Annotated in this window: 12 protein-coding genes and 1 riboswitch; of the genes, 6 read left to right on the top strand and 6 right to left on the bottom strand. The window is 69.8% G+C overall.

The window, feature by feature from the left end:
• Positions 1-37: 37 nt before the first annotated feature.
• The 5 genes from PG878_RS15930 to PG878_RS15950 form a co-directional block, all read right to left on the bottom strand.
• A complete protein-coding gene (locus PG878_RS15930) occupies positions 38-934 on the bottom strand; it encodes a helix-turn-helix transcriptional regulator (protein ID WP_209030861.1) in 897 nt (298 codons plus the stop codon).
• 120 nt (positions 935-1,054) lie between these two features.
• On the bottom strand, positions 1,055-3,373 hold the full coding sequence (locus PG878_RS15935) for a winged helix-turn-helix domain-containing protein (RefSeq protein ID WP_209030860.1): 2,319 nt from the start codon (positions 3,371-3,373) through the stop codon (positions 1,055-1,057).
• Positions 3,374-3,638: 265 nt separating this feature from the next.
• Entirely contained in the window at positions 3,639-4,304 is a 666-nt protein-coding gene (locus tag PG878_RS15940) for an ion channel (protein ID WP_209030859.1), read from the bottom strand.
• Positions 4,305-4,459: 155 nt separating this feature from the next.
• Positions 4,460-6,337 carry a phosphomethylpyrimidine synthase ThiC gene (gene thiC / locus PG878_RS15945; protein WP_209030858.1) on the bottom strand — a complete coding sequence of 626 codons (1,878 nt, stop codon included), beginning with the start codon at positions 6,335-6,337 and terminating at the stop codon, positions 4,460-4,462.
• 111 nt (positions 6,338-6,448) lie between these two features.
• Positions 6,449-6,548: riboswitch (TPP riboswitch) on the bottom strand.
• 215 nt (positions 6,549-6,763) lie between these two features.
• Positions 6,764-8,620, bottom strand: coding sequence for a methyl-accepting chemotaxis protein (locus tag PG878_RS15950; protein WP_209030857.1), 1,857 nt, complete (start codon positions 8,618-8,620; stop codon positions 6,764-6,766).
• Positions 8,621-8,987: 367 nt separating this feature from the next.
• Between PG878_RS15950 and PG878_RS15955 the strand changes: the two genes are divergently transcribed.
• Positions 8,988-10,562 (top strand): BCCT family transporter, encoded by a 1,575-nt coding sequence (locus tag PG878_RS15955; RefSeq protein ID WP_209031078.1) that lies wholly within the window; start codon positions 8,988-8,990, stop codon positions 10,560-10,562.
• Between the two features lie 37 nt (positions 10,563-10,599).
• Here PG878_RS15955 and ggt read toward each other — a convergent pair whose 3' ends face one another.
• Positions 10,600-12,321, bottom strand: a complete 1,722-nt coding sequence (ggt, locus tag PG878_RS15960) for a gamma-glutamyltransferase (RefSeq protein WP_244672572.1) — start codon at positions 12,319-12,321, stop codon at positions 10,600-10,602.
• Between the two features lie 486 nt (positions 12,322-12,807).
• On the opposite strand from ggt, the gene ilvC reads away from it, so the two are divergent.
• From ilvC to PG878_RS15985, 5 genes are all read left to right on the top strand, one after another.
• Complete coding sequence (gene ilvC, locus PG878_RS15965; protein ID WP_010343386.1) at positions 12,808-13,815, top strand: ketol-acid reductoisomerase; 1,008 nt, start codon at positions 12,808-12,810, stop codon at positions 13,813-13,815.
• 43 nt (positions 13,816-13,858) lie between these two features.
• Positions 13,859-15,580, top strand: coding sequence for an acetolactate synthase 2 catalytic subunit (gene ilvG, locus PG878_RS15970; RefSeq protein ID WP_209030855.1), 1,722 nt, complete (start codon positions 13,859-13,861; stop codon positions 15,578-15,580).
• Positions 15,564-15,812 (top strand): ACT domain-containing protein, encoded by a 249-nt coding sequence (locus PG878_RS15975; RefSeq protein WP_209030853.1) that lies wholly within the window; start codon positions 15,564-15,566, stop codon positions 15,810-15,812. Before ilvG ends, PG878_RS15975 begins: the two co-directional genes overlap by 17 nt.
• Positions 15,813-16,007: 195 nt before the next feature.
• A complete protein-coding gene (locus tag PG878_RS15980; RefSeq protein ID WP_209030852.1) occupies positions 16,008-17,114 on the top strand; it encodes a threonine dehydratase in 1,107 nt (368 codons plus the stop codon).
• A complete protein-coding gene (locus PG878_RS15985; protein ID WP_010344477.1) occupies positions 17,111-18,667 on the top strand; it encodes a 2-isopropylmalate synthase in 1,557 nt (518 codons plus the stop codon). The genes PG878_RS15980 and PG878_RS15985 overlap by 4 nt, the downstream gene beginning before the upstream one ends.
• Positions 18,668-18,711 lie beyond the last annotated feature (44 nt).

The raw sequence follows: 18,711 nt of genomic DNA on the forward strand, positions 1-18,711 counted from the left end.
GGTAACGTTAGGGGCGTGTTAAGACGCCCTCGGCACGTTACGTTCCGGTGAGCGCGGCTGCTTTGCCGCTGCCGCTTGCAGACTTTGCCGATTCTGGCGACACGGGACCGCCATGGCGATATTGCGAGGCGGAGACCCCGAAACGCGCACGGAACGCCCGCGCGAAGCTGCAGCAGTTGTCGAATCCGCTGGCGGCGGCCACCTCGCCGATCATCATCGTGGTGTCGCGCAGCAGGTCCGCCGCACGTTCCAGGCGCAGGCGCGCCGACAGCGCCTGCGGGCTTTCCTCGTACAGGGTCTGGAACGTCTTGGACAGGTACCAGCCGGAGAAGTTGGTCAGCTCCGCCAGTTCGCTGATCCGCACCACGCGGTCGCGATGGCCGTCCAGGTACAGCCGCGCACGCTGCATGCGCCCGAACACCTGGCGCTTGCGCATCCGCGAGCGCCCCGGGCAGCGCTGCACGCGGCGCGACAACTCGCCCTGCATGGAGGCCAGGTGCAGCAGCACCGGTCGCATCGCCAACGCATCGCCAGGCCTGGCCGCGGCCTGCCGCCACAGCCGCAAGGCAGTACGCGTCTCGCACAGCGACAACTCGCCGCGCCCCGCATACAAGGTCTCGTCGGCCATCCGCCCCAGCGCCTTCAGCGCCTCGCCGTCCAGGCTCAGGCCGATGCACAGGCCGTCGCGGTCGGTCTGCAGCAGCGGCCGCGAGTCGCGTTCGAAGGCCAGCCACTGGCCGCGGCGCAGGGCGAAGCGCCCCTCCTTGGCCTCGATCCAGGCGCTGCCGCGCAACTGCAGCCAGACCGTGAAGGCACTCGCCGACGCCTGCACGCTGGCCAGGCGCGCCGCGCCCAGGCAGGCCGGTCCGGCCGGCGCGTCGTCGGCGTCCAGCACCAGTTGTTGTCCATGATCGACCAGGAAAGATTGCCGCATCCGAGCACCCGTTTGACGTAAACCGGTGCGCAGTCTTTGCCGAATGTGGCGGCAGGTCAGGACGTCTTGGCGATAGTTGTCCGAAATCGCCACGATGCCCTTACGAACAACTTACGAAGCTTATTTTTCTTTTCGGATCAACCAGTTGTGCGAGATCGTCGAGAACCACTCGGGCTGCTCGTGCATGCGGATGAAGCCGATCTCGCTGCCATCCTCGACCGCCAGTGCCACATATGCGTCGCCGCTGCGCGGGTCGATGCTGAAACCGTTGATCGCACTGAAGTGATCGCGGTCCAGGCACACGCTGGCATCGCGGCCCCCGGCGATCCGCGCCATGCGGCTGGCGCATTCGCTGGTCTGGAACAGGTAATGCACCGCCCCATCGGCGCCCACCGCCCAACTGCGATAGCGCCACAGCGAGGGCAGGCCGTCGTCCACGGCCCGCACGCTGGCCAGATCCAGACTGGCATCGGCGCGCCACAGGCCGCTGCGCGCGAGCCGGGTGAACAGGATCTGCCCGTTGGCAGGATCGATGCGGATCTGCGACACGTCCGGCAAGGTGGCCAAGGGCCGCCAAGGCATCGCACGCCGGTCGTACAGCTGCAGGCGGGTGCGGCCGTTCTCGCCCAACAGCACCAGCAATTGCCCGGGTTCGGCGGTGTACACCGCCTGCAGCGGCTCGCCGGCCGGCACCGGCAGGGCCGCCACGCTACCGGACTGCGGCCGGACCTCGTAGATCGCCGAGTGCCCCTGCGCGTCGCGGCCGCTGACCAGCAGCGCCTGGCTGTCGGCCGACCACGCCAGCGGCTGCCGGGTCTCCGGCCGCACGCCCTCGATCAGCCGCAACGAGGTCGGCTGGGTCACGTCGCCCCACCACAGCGCGTAGCTGCCGTCGCGATCGGAGGTGAAGGCGAGTTGGCGCCCGTCGGGCGCGATGCTCGGCTGCCCGTCGCGGCCGGTGGAGGCGAACAGCCGCTGGCGGTCGCGCGCCGCGTCCGTCGCCCGCGCCGGGATGCGGTACACCGCGAACTGCGGACGCCGGTGCACGAACGCCAGGCTGCCGCCATCGCGGGCAAGTCGCGGCGCCTGCGCATCGCTCAGGCCCAGGTCGCGCAGGCGCCGGGTCCGGGTGTCCAGCCGGTACAGCCGGGTCTCGCCATCGACGCGGCGCCCGAACACGATGCCCTGCCCGTCGCGCGCCCAGTCCCAGCCGCGGATCTCGGCGAACTCATGGGTCAGCGGCTCGGCGATACCGCCGCCGGCCGGCACCCGCCACAACCCACCCATCTGTGGATTGCGCACGAAGGCGATCCATTTGCCGTCCGGCGAGTAGCGCGGCGCGTAATCGAAATCCCCGGCGCCCACCGGATAGTCCAGCGCCGTCCAATGTCCGCTGCCCAGGTCCAGCACGCGGATGCCACGTGCCGCCTGGCGGCCGCCCAGGCTGCCGAAGATCAGGCCGCGGCCATCCGGCGTCCAGTCGAAGCTGAGCAATTCGCTGTCGTCGCAGCGCGCGACCTCGCGCGCGGGTGCACGACCGTCGGCCGGGACCAGCATGACCCGGCACTGCCGGTCCGCCCCCAACCGGGCGAAGGCGATCTGCTTGCCATCGGGCGACCAGGCGGGCAGGCGGTCGGACGCGCCGCGGGCCGGCACCCCGAGCGAGCGCGGGGGGGTACTGCCGGTGGCGCCGCTGGTCGGCTGGATGAGCAACTGCGTGCCGTCGCTGCCGGTGCTGCGTGCGGCATACGCCACCTGCGCACCATCCGCTGACAGCGCCGGCTCCAGCTTGAATCCGGACAGGGCGGTGATCAGCCGATACGGCCGGCCGGGGCTGCCCAGCACGCGCTCCTGCTCGGCGCTGTCGGCAGGCTCGGCCGCGGGGCGCGCGAACCACCACCAGAAGGCCAGCGCCAGCACCAGCATCGCCGCCGCGCCCGCCGCAGCGGCGAGCCATGACGGCGGACGCCGCCGCGCCGCAGGAGCGATGGCGCTCGCGGGGGAAACGGGGGCCGCCGTCTCATCGGCGTGGTCCGTGTCCAGCGACGGAGCCGATGTCGAAGCCTCGGCCTCGACCTCGGGCAAGGCCTGTACCGGCGCCACCAGACGGTAGCCGGTCTTGGCCAGGGTCTCGATGTACACCGGCGACTCGCCACGCACGCCGGCGGCGAAGGCCTTGCGCAACTGGGTGATGGCCTGGGTCACCACGTCGTTGGTCGGCTGCGTGTCCGGCCACACCTGCGCCAACAGCGCCTCGCGTTCCACCACCTGGCCCGGTTGCGCCAGCAACACCCGCAACACGCCCATCGCCTTCGGCGTCAGCCGCTGCGGCCGGCGCGCGCGCGGCGCGTGCACCTCGCGCAACGACAGCAGCACCAGGCAATCGCCGACCTGCATCCGTTGCGGAAGCGTCGGTGTGGCGGACGATGGAAACGACATGTTGGACAACGAAAAAAACGCCGTGGCGGAAGTGTCGCAGATGCGGCGGCGACGCAGCCACGGAAGTCTCGCAGCGAGAGCCAACGAGCAAACTCAGCAAAGCAAGGCAGCGGATGCCGCCAAGCACTGCATGTCACCGAATTCTACCCTAGTCATCGCCGTCGCAAGCTGCGACGACGCATTCAGGCTCTCTCTCCGCCGACGAAATTCACATAATCGCTCCATGACTGCGCGCCCCCTCTGGGCGCGCTTTTTTTTTCCACGTTCACGCCTTCATGTGACGTGTGACGCTGAGTCCAATCAGCCGCGACACCACCAGGGCGATATACATCACCCCTGCGAACTGTTCGAGCATCACCAACGCCCGCGCGAACGGCTGCACGGGCACCACGTCGCTCAGGCCCACGCCGGAGAGCACGCTGAAGCTCAAGTACAGCAATTCCATCCAGGTCCGCGGCGAGGACGCGTCCACGGCGGCGGTAAAGCTGCCCGGCCACCATTGCTGGCACACCGCGAAGACGAACGCGAAGGCCCAGGCCAGCAGGGTGAAGGTGGCACCGGCGGCATACAGTTCGTCCCGGGTGACCACATGGTCCTGCAGCATGTAGGCGATCAGGCTGCCGGCGGTATAGAAGTACAGCAGGCTTTCCAGCAACTGCGCCCACGCGGTCATCGCCGGATTGCCGAGCAGCGCCGCGGCGATCGACAGCGCCACCGACGGCAGCGCCAGGCAACAGGCGATCCACAGCGCCGAGGGTCCGCGGTTGACCACCCACAACGCCAGCGCCAGCACCACGATGCCGAACGCGCCGAACAACGCGCGACCGGCGGCCGTGTCCTCCATCCAGGGATACAGCAGCACGCCCAGCAACTGCACGCCGAGCAGCAGCGCGGACGGATGGCGACGCAGCGCGAATGCATAGCGCAGCATGGGACATTCCCTGTGACGACCAGCGCGCATGATAGACGGGCGTGTGCATGGCGCCGTCGTCACGACCGAAGATGCCGGCCGCGCCTGCCGTGCGCGAACGCACGGCAGGCTTGACGTTGGACCGGCGCGTGCGGACACGTGCCGACCGCGACAGGTCACTCGGCGCGGTACACCTGCGCGCCGGCCGCCAGGAACTGCGCCGATTTTTCCGCCATGCCGGCCTGCAGCGCGGTCTCCGCGTCGACCCCGTGTTCGGCGGCGTAGTCGCGCACGTCCTGGGTGATCTTCATCGAACAGAAATGCGGCCCGCACATCGAACAGAAGTGCGCCAGCTTGTGCGCGTCCTTGGGCAAGGTCTCGTCGTGGAACTCGCGCGCCTTCTCCGGATCCAGGCCGAGATGGAACTGGTCGTCCCAGCGGAACTCGAAGCGCGCCTTGGACAGGGCGTTGTCGCGCACCTGCGCGCCGGGATGGCCCTTGGCCAGGTCCGCGGCATGCGCGGCGATCCTGTAGGCCATGATGCCGTCGCGCACGTCGGCGCGGTTGGGCAGGCCCAGATGCTCCTTCGGCGTGACGTAGCACAGCATCGCGGTGCCGAACCAGCCGATCATCGCCGCGCCGATCGCCGAGGTGATGTGGTCGTAGCCCGGGGCGATGTCGGTGGTCAGTGGCCCGAGCGTGTAGAACGGCGCCTCGCCACACTCGCGCAGCTGCTTGTCCATGTTCTGCTTGATCAACTGCATCGGCACGTGGCCGGGGCCTTCGATCATGGTCTGCACGTCGTGCTTCCAGGCGACCTTGGTCAACTCGCCCAACGTCTCCAGTTCGCCGAACTGGGCGGCGTCGTTGGCGTCGGCTATGCAGCCCGGGCGCAGCCCGTCGCCCAGCGAGAAGGCCACGTCGTAGGCCTTCATGATCTCGCAGATCTCTTCGAAGTGGGTGTAGAGGAAGTTCTCGCGATGATGCGCCAGGCACCACTTGGCCAGGATCGAGCCGCCGCGCGAGACGATGCCGGTGACGCGTTTTGCGGTCAGCGGCACGTAGCGCAGCAGCACGCCGGCATGGATGGTGAAGTAGTCCACGCCCTGTTCGGCCTGCTCGATCAGGGTGTCGCGGAAGATCTCCCAGGTCAGCTCTTCGGCGCGGCCGTCCACCTTCTCCAGCGCCTGGTAGATCGGCACGGTGCCGATCGGCACCGGCGAATTGCGCACGATCCATTCGCGGGTCTCGTGGATGTGCTTGCCGGTGGACAGGTCCATCACCGTGTCCCCACCCCAGCGGATCGCCCACACCAGTTTCTCCACTTCCTCGGCGATGCCGGAACTGACCGCGCTGTTGCCGATGTTGGCGTTGATCTTGGTCAGGAAGTTGCGGCCGATGATCATCGGCTCGCTTTCCGGATGGTTGATGTTGCACGGCAGGATGGCACGGCCGCGGGCGATCTCCTCGCGCACGAATTCGGGCGTGATCTGCTGCGGGATGGCGGCGCCGAACGCCTCGCCGGGATGCTGCACACGCAGTTGCGCATCGTGCAGGTCCTGCAGGCGCTGGTTCTCGCGGATCGCCACGAATTCCATTTCCGGGGTGACGATGCCGCGCCGCGCGTAATGCATCTGGGTGACGTTGGCGCCATCGCGGGCGCGCCGCGGCAAGCGCCGTGCGGGGAAGCGCACCGCCTGCAGGCGCGCATCGTCCTCGCGCGCGCGACCGAACTGCGAACTGAGCCCGGCCAGCGCCACGCTGTCGCCGCGCTCGGCGATCCAGGCGGCGCGCAGCGGCGCCAGGCCGGCGCCGAGATCGATCCGCGCCTGCGGGTCGGTGTAGGGCCCGGACGTGTCGTAGACGGTGATCGGGGCGTTCTCTTCGCCGCCGAACACGGTGGGCGTGCGGGTCAGCGCGATTTCGCGCATCGGCACCTGCAGGTCGGCACGCGAGCCCTGCACGAAGATCTTGCGCGAACCGGGGATCGGGCGGGTCACCGCCGCGGACAAGGTGTCGGTCTGCTGCTGCAGCGGGTTGGGTACGGCGTTCATCGGCATTCGTCCTGGTTGGGTGACCCGCGGGGAAACGCGGGACGGGTGCGAGCGGACTCGCATCTCGGACGAAGCGGCGGCGCGGGTCCGCCACGGACGCGCACGCGCCGGCAGCGGACTTGCGAAGCTTCCCTACGCCGGTATCAGCCGGATCAGGTTCGAAGGGACTGTCTCAACCGCGGCCTGCGCCGCGGTACCCCCGCTTCTGCGGCTATTAGACCCGTTTCCGCCGCTGGCCGCCAACGGCGCGGGCTGAACGCCTGCACAGCCGCCGCGCCCATGTGCCAGCGCCGCGACACAGATTGCCGCCGGCGACAAACCGCGACCACGCGGCCGGCCTAGGCTGGACGGACAAGAATCCACGCTCTCTCTCCATCGCCGCCGGCACTGTCGGCGGCATTTTTTTGCCGGCGCGCGGGCGATGGCTCATTCCAGCATGTAGGCCACGCGCAGGCCGCCCCAGTGGCGCCCGCGCACATGCACCGGTACCGACAGGTCGAACAGGATCTGCCCGGTATCGCGTCGGTACACCTGCAGCAGATAGGGCGCGGTGTGGCGGCCGACATTGCGGCCGACCCGGTCGGCGAAGATGCGCTTGGTGCGGTTGCCGACCAGATCGCGCGCGCGGTCGCCGCTGAGCGGCTGGCTGAAGCGCAGATTGTGGGTCGGCACATAACCATCGACGTTCGCGCAGATCGCGAACACGATCCATGGATGCGCGGCCAGCAACGGCTCCTGCAGCGGCGGCAGCAGTTCGTCGCACAACGCATCGAACGCGGTGCGGTACTTGGGCGGGTCGATGCCGGGGATCGGCACGTATTCGGTGGAGAACAGCGCGTCCTCGCCGATCCGCCCGCGCGCCAGTGCCGCCTCCAAGGCCAGGCCGACACTGACCGCGGCCGCCTGGGCCAGATCGCGCACGCGCGCATGCCGTGGCTGCCGCATCGGATCGGCGGGCAGCCGGAACAGGTTCACGCAGTCGTGCAGTGTCTCGCTGCCGGCGGCCAGGTCGGCGCTGCGCTGGAGCACCTGCGCGGCGTGCTGCAGATTGCTGCGACTGAGCCCGACCACGTGCTCCACCGCGCGGCCGATGCCGCCGATCTCCCCGCTTTGCGTGGCGATGCGGCCGGCCACCGCCTCCATCGCCGTACTGGCGCGGCCGAGCAGTTCGCCGATGCCGCCCAGCACCTGCTCGGTGCGCTGCGCCGAGGCCGCGCTGTCCTGCAACGCCGCACCGGTCTCGCCGATGATGCTGCGCACGTCGCGCGCCGCGGTGGCGGCGCGGTCGGCCAGTTGCCGGATCTCGGTGGCGACCACCGCGAACCCGCGCCCGGCCGGGCCGGCATGCACCGCTTCGATGCTGGCGTTGATCGAAAGGATATTGGTCTGGAACGCGACCGCATCGATCACCTCGATGACCTGGTTGGCGCGCGCCGAACGCCGCGCCAACTCCTGCATCGACTGGCCGAGGCGATGCGCCGCCTCCACGCCCTGGCGGGCGCTGTCGTCGGCGCTGGCCGCCACCGCGATCACCGCACGCAGGTCACGGTCCATCTCCTGCAGGCTCTGCAGCAGCTGCCGGGTGGTGCCCAGCACGGTCTGCAGCGCATCCAATTGGGTCTGGGACTGCCGCGCCAGTTCGTCGTTCTCGGCGACCACGTGCGGCACGTCGGCGGCGATCTGCAGCGACAACGCCACCGCCTGGCGGATCGCCTCGGCCAGGTTGCCGAAGCCGGCCGACAGACGCCGCCCCGGCATCGCCTCGGCCTCCTGCGCCGACAGCGGCGTCTGCAGCCCCAGATCCAGATCGCAGCCGGTCAGCCGCTCGCCGACCCGATCCAGCAGCGCCTGCGCCGCCGCCCCCTCCTGGATCCGCTGCGCCAGCGCCTGCAGTGCCGGGCTGGTCGCCCCCTGCGGCTGGCCCTCGCCGAGCAGCGCGACGTCGCGCAACAGGGCCGCGGTTTCCGGATGCGGCAGCGACAGCAGCCAGCCCTGGCCGCCACGATCGCGGTCGCGCTGGTAGCGCACGCGGCGCGCGGGATCGCCCCCCGGCGCCTGCCAACTGCCTTCGCTGTCGACCAGGGCGGCCAGCGGCAAGCCCCAGACCGCCTCGCTGGCGGCGCCGAGCAGGGTTTCGGCCGGGACGCCCAGCAGGTCCAGGGCGGCCCGGTTGGCGGCGCTCACGCGCCCGTCGGACTCCAGCCGCAACAGCGCGATCGGGGCATCCGGCAAACCGGCGACCGGCGCGGCGTCGGCATCGGGACTGCGTGAGAACAAGGCCATCGGCGTCTCCCTCGGTGCTGAGGCCATGGTATCGGCTCCCGCCCCGCCCTCGCAGCGGCGCACACCGCAACCGGGATCACCATCATGCAAGGGACGCGCGTCCGCAGACCCGCCGACGACACGGCCATGACGCGGTCTTCGCGAAGATGCGGGCCGTCGCAACGCCCGAGCTCCTGGATTGGGCGCCACGCGCTCGATGTGGCGCGACCTCGCGGTGCACCGGCACCGCGATGCGGCAGGCCACAGGCCATGGGCGCGACGCGACGCCGGAGCAGCCCCGCTGCGTCGTCCCTCCTCCCGTTTGCCGTAGGTGCGCCTGATCGCTGGCAGTGCCGCTCATCCGTTCCACGACTGGAGACACGCCACCATGGTGTTCCGCATTTCCATCGCCTTGGTGGCGCTGCTGGTCCTGATCGCGGGCATTGCCCCCGGCCCCTTCAATGGCGTGGTGCAGACGGCGCTGGCGGACGTGATCCGCAGTGCCGGCTGGCTGTACCTGCTGATCGTGTTCCTGACCCTGAGCTTCCTGCTGTACCTGGCGTTCGGCCGCTTCGGCAACCTGCGCATCGGCGGCGAAGACGCCGAGCCGGAGTTCTCGCGCGGGAGTTGGCTGTCGATGTTGTTCGCCGCCGGCATGGGCATCGGCCTGGTGTTCTGGGGCGCGGCCGAGCCGATCTCGCATTTCCTCAAGCCACCGGAAGGACTGGCGCCGGAGAGCATGCAGGCGGCACGCGCGTCGATGCGCTACGCCTTCTTCCACTGGGGACTGCATCCCTGGGCGGTGTATGCGCTGATCGGGCTGGCGATGGCCTGGTTCCAGTACAACCGCAACGGCCGCGGGCTGATCAGCGACATCCTGCAGCCGGTCATCGGCCGCCATCATCGCGGCTGGATCGGGCAGAGCGTGAACATCGCCGCGGTGGTCGCCACCGCGGTCGGCGTGGCGACCACGCTGGGCTTCGGCACCATCCAGATCGCCGCCGGCGTGCAACGCGTGTTCGGCGTGCACGCGGGCTTGCCGCTGCAGATGGCGGTGATCGGCGTGGCCTTCGTGCTGTACATGCTGTCCACCAGCACCGGCGTGGAACGCGGCATCAAGTGGCTGTCCAACATCAACCTGGCGCTGGCCGCGCTGTTGCTGCTGGCGGTGCTGGTGATCGGCCCCACCGGCTTCATCTTCGACACCTTCACCACCACGTTGGGCGCCTACCTCAATCAACTGGTGACGATGAGCCTGCGCATGTCGCCGTTCTCCGGCGACCGCTGGGTCGCCGAATGGACCATCTTCTATTGGGCCTGGTGGATCGCCTGGGCACCGTTCGTCGGCGCGTTCATCGCCCGCGTGTCGCGCGGCCGCAGCGTGCGCGAATTCGTCGTCGGCGTGGTGCTGGCGCCGACCCTGCTCGGTTTCCTGTGGTTCTCGGTGTTCGGCGGCACCGCGCTGTGGTCGCAGCTGTTCGGCCACGTCGACATGCTGCAGGCGCTGCACAACGGCTACGAGACGGTGCTGTTCACGCTGTTCGACAGCCTGCCGGAATCGCTGCTGCTGTCGAGCGTGGCGTTGTTGCTGCTGATGATCTTCTTCGTCAGCTCCGCCGATTCGGCGGTCCTGGTGCTGGCCAGCATGTCCACCGACGAGGCCGGCGACCCGCCGCTGGCGCGCAAGGTGGTGTGGGGCGTGGCGGTGGCGCTGATCGCGGCGGTGCTGTTGCTGGCCGGCGGCCTGGAGGCGCTGCAGGGCGTGATCACCATCGCCGCGCTGCCGTTCGCGCTGCTGATGGTGCTGGTGATCGTGTCGCTGTACCGCGTGCTCGATGCCGAGTCCAACCGCCAACACCGCCAGGCGCAACGCGCTCGGCACATGATCGAGGCCTGGATCGCACGCGAACAGGCGGCGCAGCAGGGGCGAGACGGCACGGGCGCCGAACCGCCGCGTCCGTGAACGACGCGGCGCGGCGGCTGCCACGCGTCAGGCCGGCTCAGTAACCGGCGGCCTGTCCGTCCTTGCGGCTCTCCGAGGCGCCGTAGTACACGCCGCTGTCCGGGTCGCGCGCGATCGCCTGATAGCCGCCATACGGGCCGTCGGCGAAGATCACCCGGTGGCCCTTGCGCATCAGCGCGCGGATCGTCTCGTAGGAAAAGCCGGTTTCCAGGTTCAGCTCGCCGCCGTCGCGCATCGCCGTGGCCTGCCCGGTCGGCTCGGTGGAACCGTCGTGCTGGATCCGCGGCGCGTCGCCGGCCTCCTGCAGGTTCATGTGGAAATCGATCAGGTTCATCAGGATCTGCACATGACCCTGCGGCTGCATCGCCCCGCCCATCACTCCCAAGCTCAGCCACGGCTTGCCGTCCTTGGTCACGAACGCGGGAATGATGGTCTGGAACGGCCGCTTGCCCGGCGCGTAGCCGTTGGGATGGTCCTTCTGCAGCACGAACATCTCGCCGCGGTCCTGCAGGATGAAGCCCAGCCCCGGCGGCGCCATGCCGCTGCCCATGCCGCGGTAGTTGGACTGGATCAGCGACACCATCATGCCGTCGGCATCGGCCACGGTCAGGTAGATGGTGTCGCCCTCCTCCAGCTGTTTCGGCGTGCCCGGCTGCACTTCCTTCAGCGCCTTGTCCATCGAGATCAGCGCGCGCCGCTGTGCGGCGTAGTCCTTGGAGATCAGCCGCGCCAGCGGCGCCGGCTGGAACGCCGGGTCGGCATAGAAGCGCGCGCGGTCGGCGAAGGCCAGCTTCTTGGCCTCGGTGAACAGGTGCACGTGCTCGGCCGAGCCGAACGGAATCCTGGAGAAGTCGTAGCCCTCCAGGATGTTGAGCATCTGCAGCGCGGCGATGCCCTGACTGTTGGGCGGCAGTTCCCACACGTCGTAGCCGCGGTAGTTGGTGGAGACCGGCTCGACCCATTCGCCGTGGTGGCTGGCCAGATCCTCGTAGCGCAGGAAGCCGCCGTTGGCCTTGAAGTAGGCATCGATGGTGCGCGCGATCGGCCCCTTGTAGAACGCGTCGCGGCCGCCGTCGGCGATCTGCTGCAGGGTGTTGGCCAGGTTCGGGTTCTTCCACAGTTCGCCTTTGCGCGGGGCGTGGCCGTCGATGGTGAACTGCTCCTTGAAGCCGGGGTATTGCGACAGCCGCGGTACCGAAAGGTTCCAGTAGTAGGCGATGGTCTCGGCCACCGGATGCCCGTCGCGGGCGTAGCGGATCGCCGGCGCCAGGTTCTGCGCCATGGTCCTGCGCCCGAAGCGCTCGTGCAGCGCGAACCAGCCGTCGACCGCGCCGGGCACCGACACCGGCAGCGGGCCGGTGGCCGGGATCTCCTTCAGCCCGCGGCGCTGGAACTCGGCCAGGGTCAGTGCCTTGGGCGAGCGGCCGGAGCCGTTGTAGCCGTACAGCTTCTGCGTCTTCGGATCCCAGACGATGGCGAACAGGTCGCCGCCGACGCCGTTGCCGGTCGGCTCCATCAGCCCCAGCGCGGCGTTGGCCGCGATCGCCGCGTCCACCGCCGAGCCGCCGTCGTGCATGGTCTGCAACGCGATCTGCGTGGCCAGCGGCTGCGAGGTCGCAGCCATGGCATGCGGGGCGATCACTTCCGAGCGGGTGGCGAACGGCTGGCCGGTGATGCGGTCGGCGGCCTGCGCCGGCAGCGACGTCGCCAGCGCCAAGGCCAGCGCCAGGCGCGCCAGGGAAGGAAGCGATACGGACATGCGCGGCTCTCCGGGAACAGGGACGCCCACCGTACCCGAGTGCGGCGGGTGCCGCCGCGCACGCGTGCACATCGCGCCTTTGGCGATCGCCGGATTTCCGCGCAATTGGCCAGATTCGTCGCCTGCGCCGCCTCCGTTTCATGCGTAACCATGCAGTGCTGGCGCGGCTTTCGGCACATTCGCGCAGACAGGCCCGCGACACAGTTGACAGTCGCGCAAAGCCCATGTTTATCTCGCTGCATGTTGCAGCGCCACACCCGCCCGAAGTCGACCTACCAGCCCGCCGCGCTGCGCGCGGACGCTGCCGCGTCGCTCCTCGTACTCGTGCTTATTACCTCGCCCACAAGTGCGGGACGAACCGGCGTGTAAGCGACAAGCAGCCAGGATTCGATCAGACCCCGCACCGGCAACGGCGCGGGGTTTTTCGTTTCAGTGACCGCAAATGCAAAACCCTCCACTCCAACACCGTTCAAGGACATCCGCCCCATGACCAGTTCCGCCCAGCCCACCACCAAGATCGCCATCGTCGGTTACGGCAGCCAGGGCCGCGCGCACGCGCTGAACCTGCGCGAGTCCGGCTTCGACGTCACCATCGGCCTGCGTGCCGGCGGCCCGACCGAAGCCAAGGCGCAGGCCGACGGCTTCGTGGTGAAGAGCCCCGCCGAGGCGGTCAAGGACGCCGACCTGGTCGCGGTGCTGACCCCGGACATGGTGCAGAAGAAGCTGTACGAGGAGGTGCTGGCGCCGAACATGAAGCAGGGCGCCTGCCTGCTGTTCGCGCATGGCCTGAACGTGCACTTCGACATGATCAAGCCGCGCGCCGACCTGGACGTGGTGCTGGTCGCGCCGAAGGGCCCGGGCGCGCTGGTGCGCCGCGAGTACGAGATCGGCCGCGGCGTGCCGTGCATCTGGGCGGTGTACCAGGACAAGAGCGGCAAGGCCGAGCAGTTCGCGCTGGAGTACGCCGCCGGCCTGGGCGGCGCGCGCGCCAACCTGATCAAGACCACCTTCAAGGAAGAGACCGAGACCGATCTGTTCGGCGAGCAGGCGGTGCTGTGCGGCGGCGCCTCGTCGCTGGTGCAGGCCGGCTTCGAAGTGCTGGTGGAAGCCGGCTACCAGCCGGAAATCGCCTACTACGAAGTGCTGCACGAACTGAAGCTGATCGTCGACCTGTTCTACGAAGGCGGCATCACCCGCATGCTCGAGTTCGTCTCCGAGACCGCGCAGTACGGCGACTACGTCAGCGGCCCGCGGGTGATCGACGCGGCCACCAAGGAGCGCATGCGCGACGTGCTGACCGACATCCAGAACGGCACCTTCACCAAGAACTGGGTGGCCGAGTACGACGCTGGCCTGCCGAACTACAAGAAGTTCAAGCAGGCCGACCTGGACCACCCGATCGAAACGGTCGGCAAGCAGCTGCGCGCCAAGATGGTGTGGCTCAACGGCGACGCCGCTGCCGCGCCGGCCGCCGGCGGCACCAAGGCTGCGTAACCCGCGGCTCCCCCACCCGCTTCCACCGAAAGGTCGCCACCGTATGAACTCCTCCGCTCACGGCACGCCCCGCAACGGCGCGCGCTGGCTGACGCAGGCCCTGGAAGCCGAAGGCGTGGACACGCTGTTCGGCTATCCGGGCGGCACCATCATGCCGTTCTACGACGCGCTGGTAGACAGCCAGCTCAAGCACATCCTGGTTCGCCACGAACAGGGCGCGGCGCTGGCCGCCAACGGCTACGCCCGCGCCAGCGGACGGGTCGGCGTGTGCGTCGCCACGTCCGGCCCGGGCGCGTCCAACCTGGTCACCGGCATCGCCGATGCGATGCTCGACTCGGTGCCGATGATCTGCCTGACCGGGCAGGTCGCCACGCCGCTGCTGGGCACCGACGCGTTCCAGGAACTGGACGTGTTCGGGCTGACCCTGCCGATCGTCAAGCACAGCTTCCTGGTGCGACACGTGGACGACCTGCCGCAGGTGCTGCGCGACGCGTTCCGCATCGCCCGCGAGGGGCGGCCGGGGCCGGTGCTGATCGACCTGCCCAAGGACGTGCAGCTGGCCGATGCCGCGCATCTGCCGGCGCACGTGCCGGCGGCGGTGCCGACCCCGCCGGCGCCGCAGGATGCGGTGCTGGCCGAGGCGCTGGCGGCGATCGCCGGCGCCGAGAAGCCGGTGATCTACGGCGGCGGCGGCATCGCCCTGGGCGATGCGGTGGAGGCGTTCCGCCAGTTCGTCGAGGCCACGCGCATCCCCACCGTGCTGACCCTGCGCGGCCTGGGCGCATTGCCGCACGCGCACCCGCATTACCTGGGCATGCTGGGCATGCACGGCACCCGCGCCGCCAACATGGCGGTGCAGGAGTCGGACCTGCTGATCGTGGTCGGCGCGCGCTTCGACGACCGCGCCACCGGCAAGCTGGCCGAGTTCGCGCCGTTCGCCCGGGTCATCCACCTGGACGCCGACGCCTGCGAGATCTCCAAGCTGCGCCAGGCCGATATCGCCGTGCCCGGCGACGTGGCGCAATCGCTGCGCGCGCTGGCCGCGGCCACCAGCACCTGCGAGCCCTGGCACGCGCGCTGCGTCGCCCACCGCGAGAAGTTCGGCGCACGCTACGACGCACCCGGGCAGGACATCTACGCGCCAGGCCTGCTGAAGCGGCTGAGCGAACTGGCCCCGGCCGACACCGTGATCGCCTGCGACGTCGGCCAGCACCAGATGTGGGTGGCGCAGCACTGCCGCTTCAATCACCCGCGCAACCACCTGACCAGCGGCGCGCTGGGCACCATGGGCTTCGGCCTGCCGGCGGCGATGGGCGCGCAGTTCGCCTGCCCGGACCGCACCGTGGTGCTGGTCAGCGGCGACGGCAGTTTCATGATGAACGTGCAGGAGCTGGTCACCATCGCCCGCTGCAAGCTGCCGGTGAAGATCGTGCTGCTGGACAACAGTTCGCTGGGCATGGTCCGGCAGTGGCAGGAACTGTTCTTCGCCGAGCGCTACAGCGAGATCGACCTGTCCGACAACCCGGATTTCGCCGCGCTGGCGCAGGTGTTCGGCATCCCGGCCAAGCGCATCACCGCGCGCGGCCAGGTCGACGATGCGCTGGCCGAACTGTTGGCGCAGCCGGGCCCGGGGCTGCTGCACGTGGCCATCGACGCACGCGCCAACGTGTGGCCGCTGGTGCCGCCGAACACCGCCAACAGCACCATGCTGGAAAGCAATCCCGCGACCCAGCGCCAGGAGACGACACATGCGTTACCAGCTTGACCTGGTGCTGAAACCGATCGACGGCGCGCTGCTGCGCGCGATCGGCATGGCCGAACGCCGCGGCTTCGCGCCGATCTCGATCAGCGGCGCGCCGGTGGCCGAGGACGCCGGCCGCTGGCACCTGCAACTGGTGGTGGACGGCAACCGTCCCGGCGAGACCCTGCGCCTGCAGATGGAGAAGGTCTACGACTGCGAATCGGTGCGCGTGACCGCGCTGGATGGCGTGTTGTGATGGGGCCGGGATTCGGGATTCGGGATTCGGGATTGGGCGCGCATCCTGGCGTTGGCGCGCGCGTCGCCGTCGTGCCGCGTCAGCGTCGCGCAGCCATGCGGAGGCGCCTTCTTCAACGGAGGTCGCTTCTTCGCGCTCGCGCCCAGGATTCCCGCTGCGAATCCCCACTCCCGAATCCCCAATCCCGGCACCACCATGTCTGATGCCGGCCGCCCCGCCCCGCAGGAGCCGGATGTAGGCCACGTCGCCGTCAGCGTGGCCGACGTGCTGGCCGCGCAGGCGCGGCTGCGCCGTTATCTGTCGCCGACGCCGGTGCATTACGCCGAGCGCTTCGGCGTCTGGCTGAAGCTGGAAAACCTGCAGCGCACCGGCTCCTACAAGGTGCGCGGCGCGCTCAACGCGCTGCTGGCCGGGCTGGAACGCGGCGACGAGCGCGCGGTGATTTGCGCCTCCGCCGGCAACCACGCGCAGGGCGTGGCCTGGGCCGCACACCGCCTGGGCGTGCAGGCGATCACGGTGATGCCGCACGGCGCACCGCAGACCAAGATCGCCGGCGTCGCCCACTGGGGCGCCACCGTGCGCCAGCACGGCAACAGCTACGACGAGGCGTTCGCCTTCGCACGCGACCTGGCCGAGCAGAACGGCTACCGCTTCCTGTCCGCCTTCGACGACCCCGACGTGATCGCCGGCCAGGGCACGGTCGGCATCGAACTGGCCGCGCATGCCCCGGACGTGGTGATCGTGCCGATCGGCGGCGGCGGCCTGGCCTCCGGCGTGGCCCTGGCGCTGCGCTCGCAGGGCGTACGCGTGGTCGGCGCCCAGGTCGAAGGCGTGGACTCGATGGCGCGGGCGATCCGCGGCGACGTCCGCGCCGTGGATCCGGTGCCCACCCTGGCCGACGGCGTCAAGGTTAAAATCCCCGGGTTCATCACCCGCCGGCTGTGCGCCAGCCTGCTCGACGATGTGGTGATCGTGCGCGAGGCGGAACTGCGCGAAACGCTGGTCCGCCTGGCGCTGGAGGAGCACGTCATCGCCGAGGGCGCCGGCGCGCTGGCCCTGGCGGCCGGGCGCCGGGTCGCCGGCAAGCGCAAGTGCGCGGTGGTGTCCGGTGGCAACATCGACGCCGGCGTGCTGGCGACGCTGCTGTCGGAGGTGCGCCCGCGCCCGCCGCGCAAGCCGCGCCGCCGCAGCGCCGAGCGACTTCGCAGCCAACGTCCCGCCCCGCCCGCTCCTGCCCGCATCGCTCCGTCCCCGAATCCCCATCCGCAAGCCACCGCCGCCGTAGAGGAACCCATCTGGTGAACACTTCCGTTTCTTCCCAGACCCCCCGCATCCGCATTTTCGACACCACCCTGCGCGACGGCGAGCAATCCCCCGGCTGCAGCATGACCCCGCCGCAGAAGCTGGTGATGGCGCGCGCCCTGGCCGAGCTGGGCGTGGACATCATCGAGACCGGCTTCCCGGCCAGCTCGCAGTCCGACCGCGAGGCGATGGCGCTGATCGGCCGCGAGTTGCGCACGCCGACCCTGGCCGTGCTGTCGCGCTGCCTGGCCGCCGACATCGAGACCTCGGCGCGGGCGCTGGAAGCGGCGGCCAATCCGCGCCTGCACGTGTTCCTGTCGACCAGCCCGCTGCACCGCGAGCACAAGCTGCGCATGACCCGCGAGCAGGTCCTGGAGTCGGTGCGCAAGCATGTCGCGCTGGCACGCCAGTACGTGGACGACGTGGAGTTCTCGGCCGAGGACGCCACCCGCACCGAGGAGGATTTCCTGGCCGAGGTCGCCAGCGTGGCGATCGCCGCCGGCGCCACCACCATCAACCTGCCCGACACGGTCGGCTTCACCACACCGGAAGAGATCCGCGGCATGTTCGCGCGGATCATCGCCAACGTGCCCGGCGCCGACCGCGTGGTATTCAGCACCCACTGCCACAACGACCTGGGCCTGGCCGTGGCCAACTCGCTGGCCGCGGTGGAAGGCGGCGCGCGGCAGGTGGAATGCACCATCAACGGCATCGGCGAGCGCGCCGGCAACTGCGCGCTGGAAGAGATCGCGATGGCGCTGAAGGTACGCAACGCGTTCTACGAGCTGGATACCGCGATCAATACGCCGCGCATCGTTGCCACCTCGCAGCTGCTGCAGCGCCTGGTCGGCATGCCGGTCCAGCGCAACAAGGCGATCGTCGGCGGCAACGCCTTCGCCCACGAGTCGGGCATCCATCAACACGGCATGCTGCGCCACCGCGGCACCTACGAGATCATGCGCCCGGAAGACGTGGGCTGGGAGTCCTCGCAGATGGTGCTGGGCCGCCACAGCGGCCGCGCCGCGGTCGAGCAGCGCCTGCGTGCGCTGGGCTACGTGTTGGACGAGGCCGAACTGAACATCGCCTTCGATGCGTTCAAGGCGCTGTGCGAACAGCAGCGCGTGGTCAACGACGCCGACCTGCAGGCGATGATGCAGGACGCGCCGGAGAGCCAGGGCTACCGGCTGTCGTCGATGACCGTCAGCGACCGCGGCCAGCGCGCCAGCGCGCAGGTCGAGCTGTCCGATCCGGACGGCCAGCGGGTCAGCGAGCGCGCCGAGGGCGACGGCCCGGTGGATGCGCTGTTCGCCGCGCTGTCGGCCGCCACCGGCGTGCAGCTGGTGCTGGACAGCTACCAGGTGCACAGCGTCGGCATCGGCGCCGACGCGCGCGGCGAGGCCAACCTCAGCGTGCGCCACGGCGAGGTCGAGTACGACGGCACCGGCACCAGCCGCGACATCATCGAGGCCAGCGCGCTAGCCTGGCTGGACGTGGCCAACCGCGTGCTGCGCCAGCGCCAGGCCGCACCGGCCGCCGCCGACGCGATGGCCTGAGCGGCCACGCCGCGGTCATCGTCCTCGTGCACGCTCGCCTTCGC

Source organism: Xanthomonas hawaiiensis (genome assembly GCF_031834635.1).
Taxonomy (GTDB): domain Bacteria; phylum Pseudomonadota; class Gammaproteobacteria; order Xanthomonadales; family Xanthomonadaceae; genus Xanthomonas_A; species Xanthomonas_A sacchari.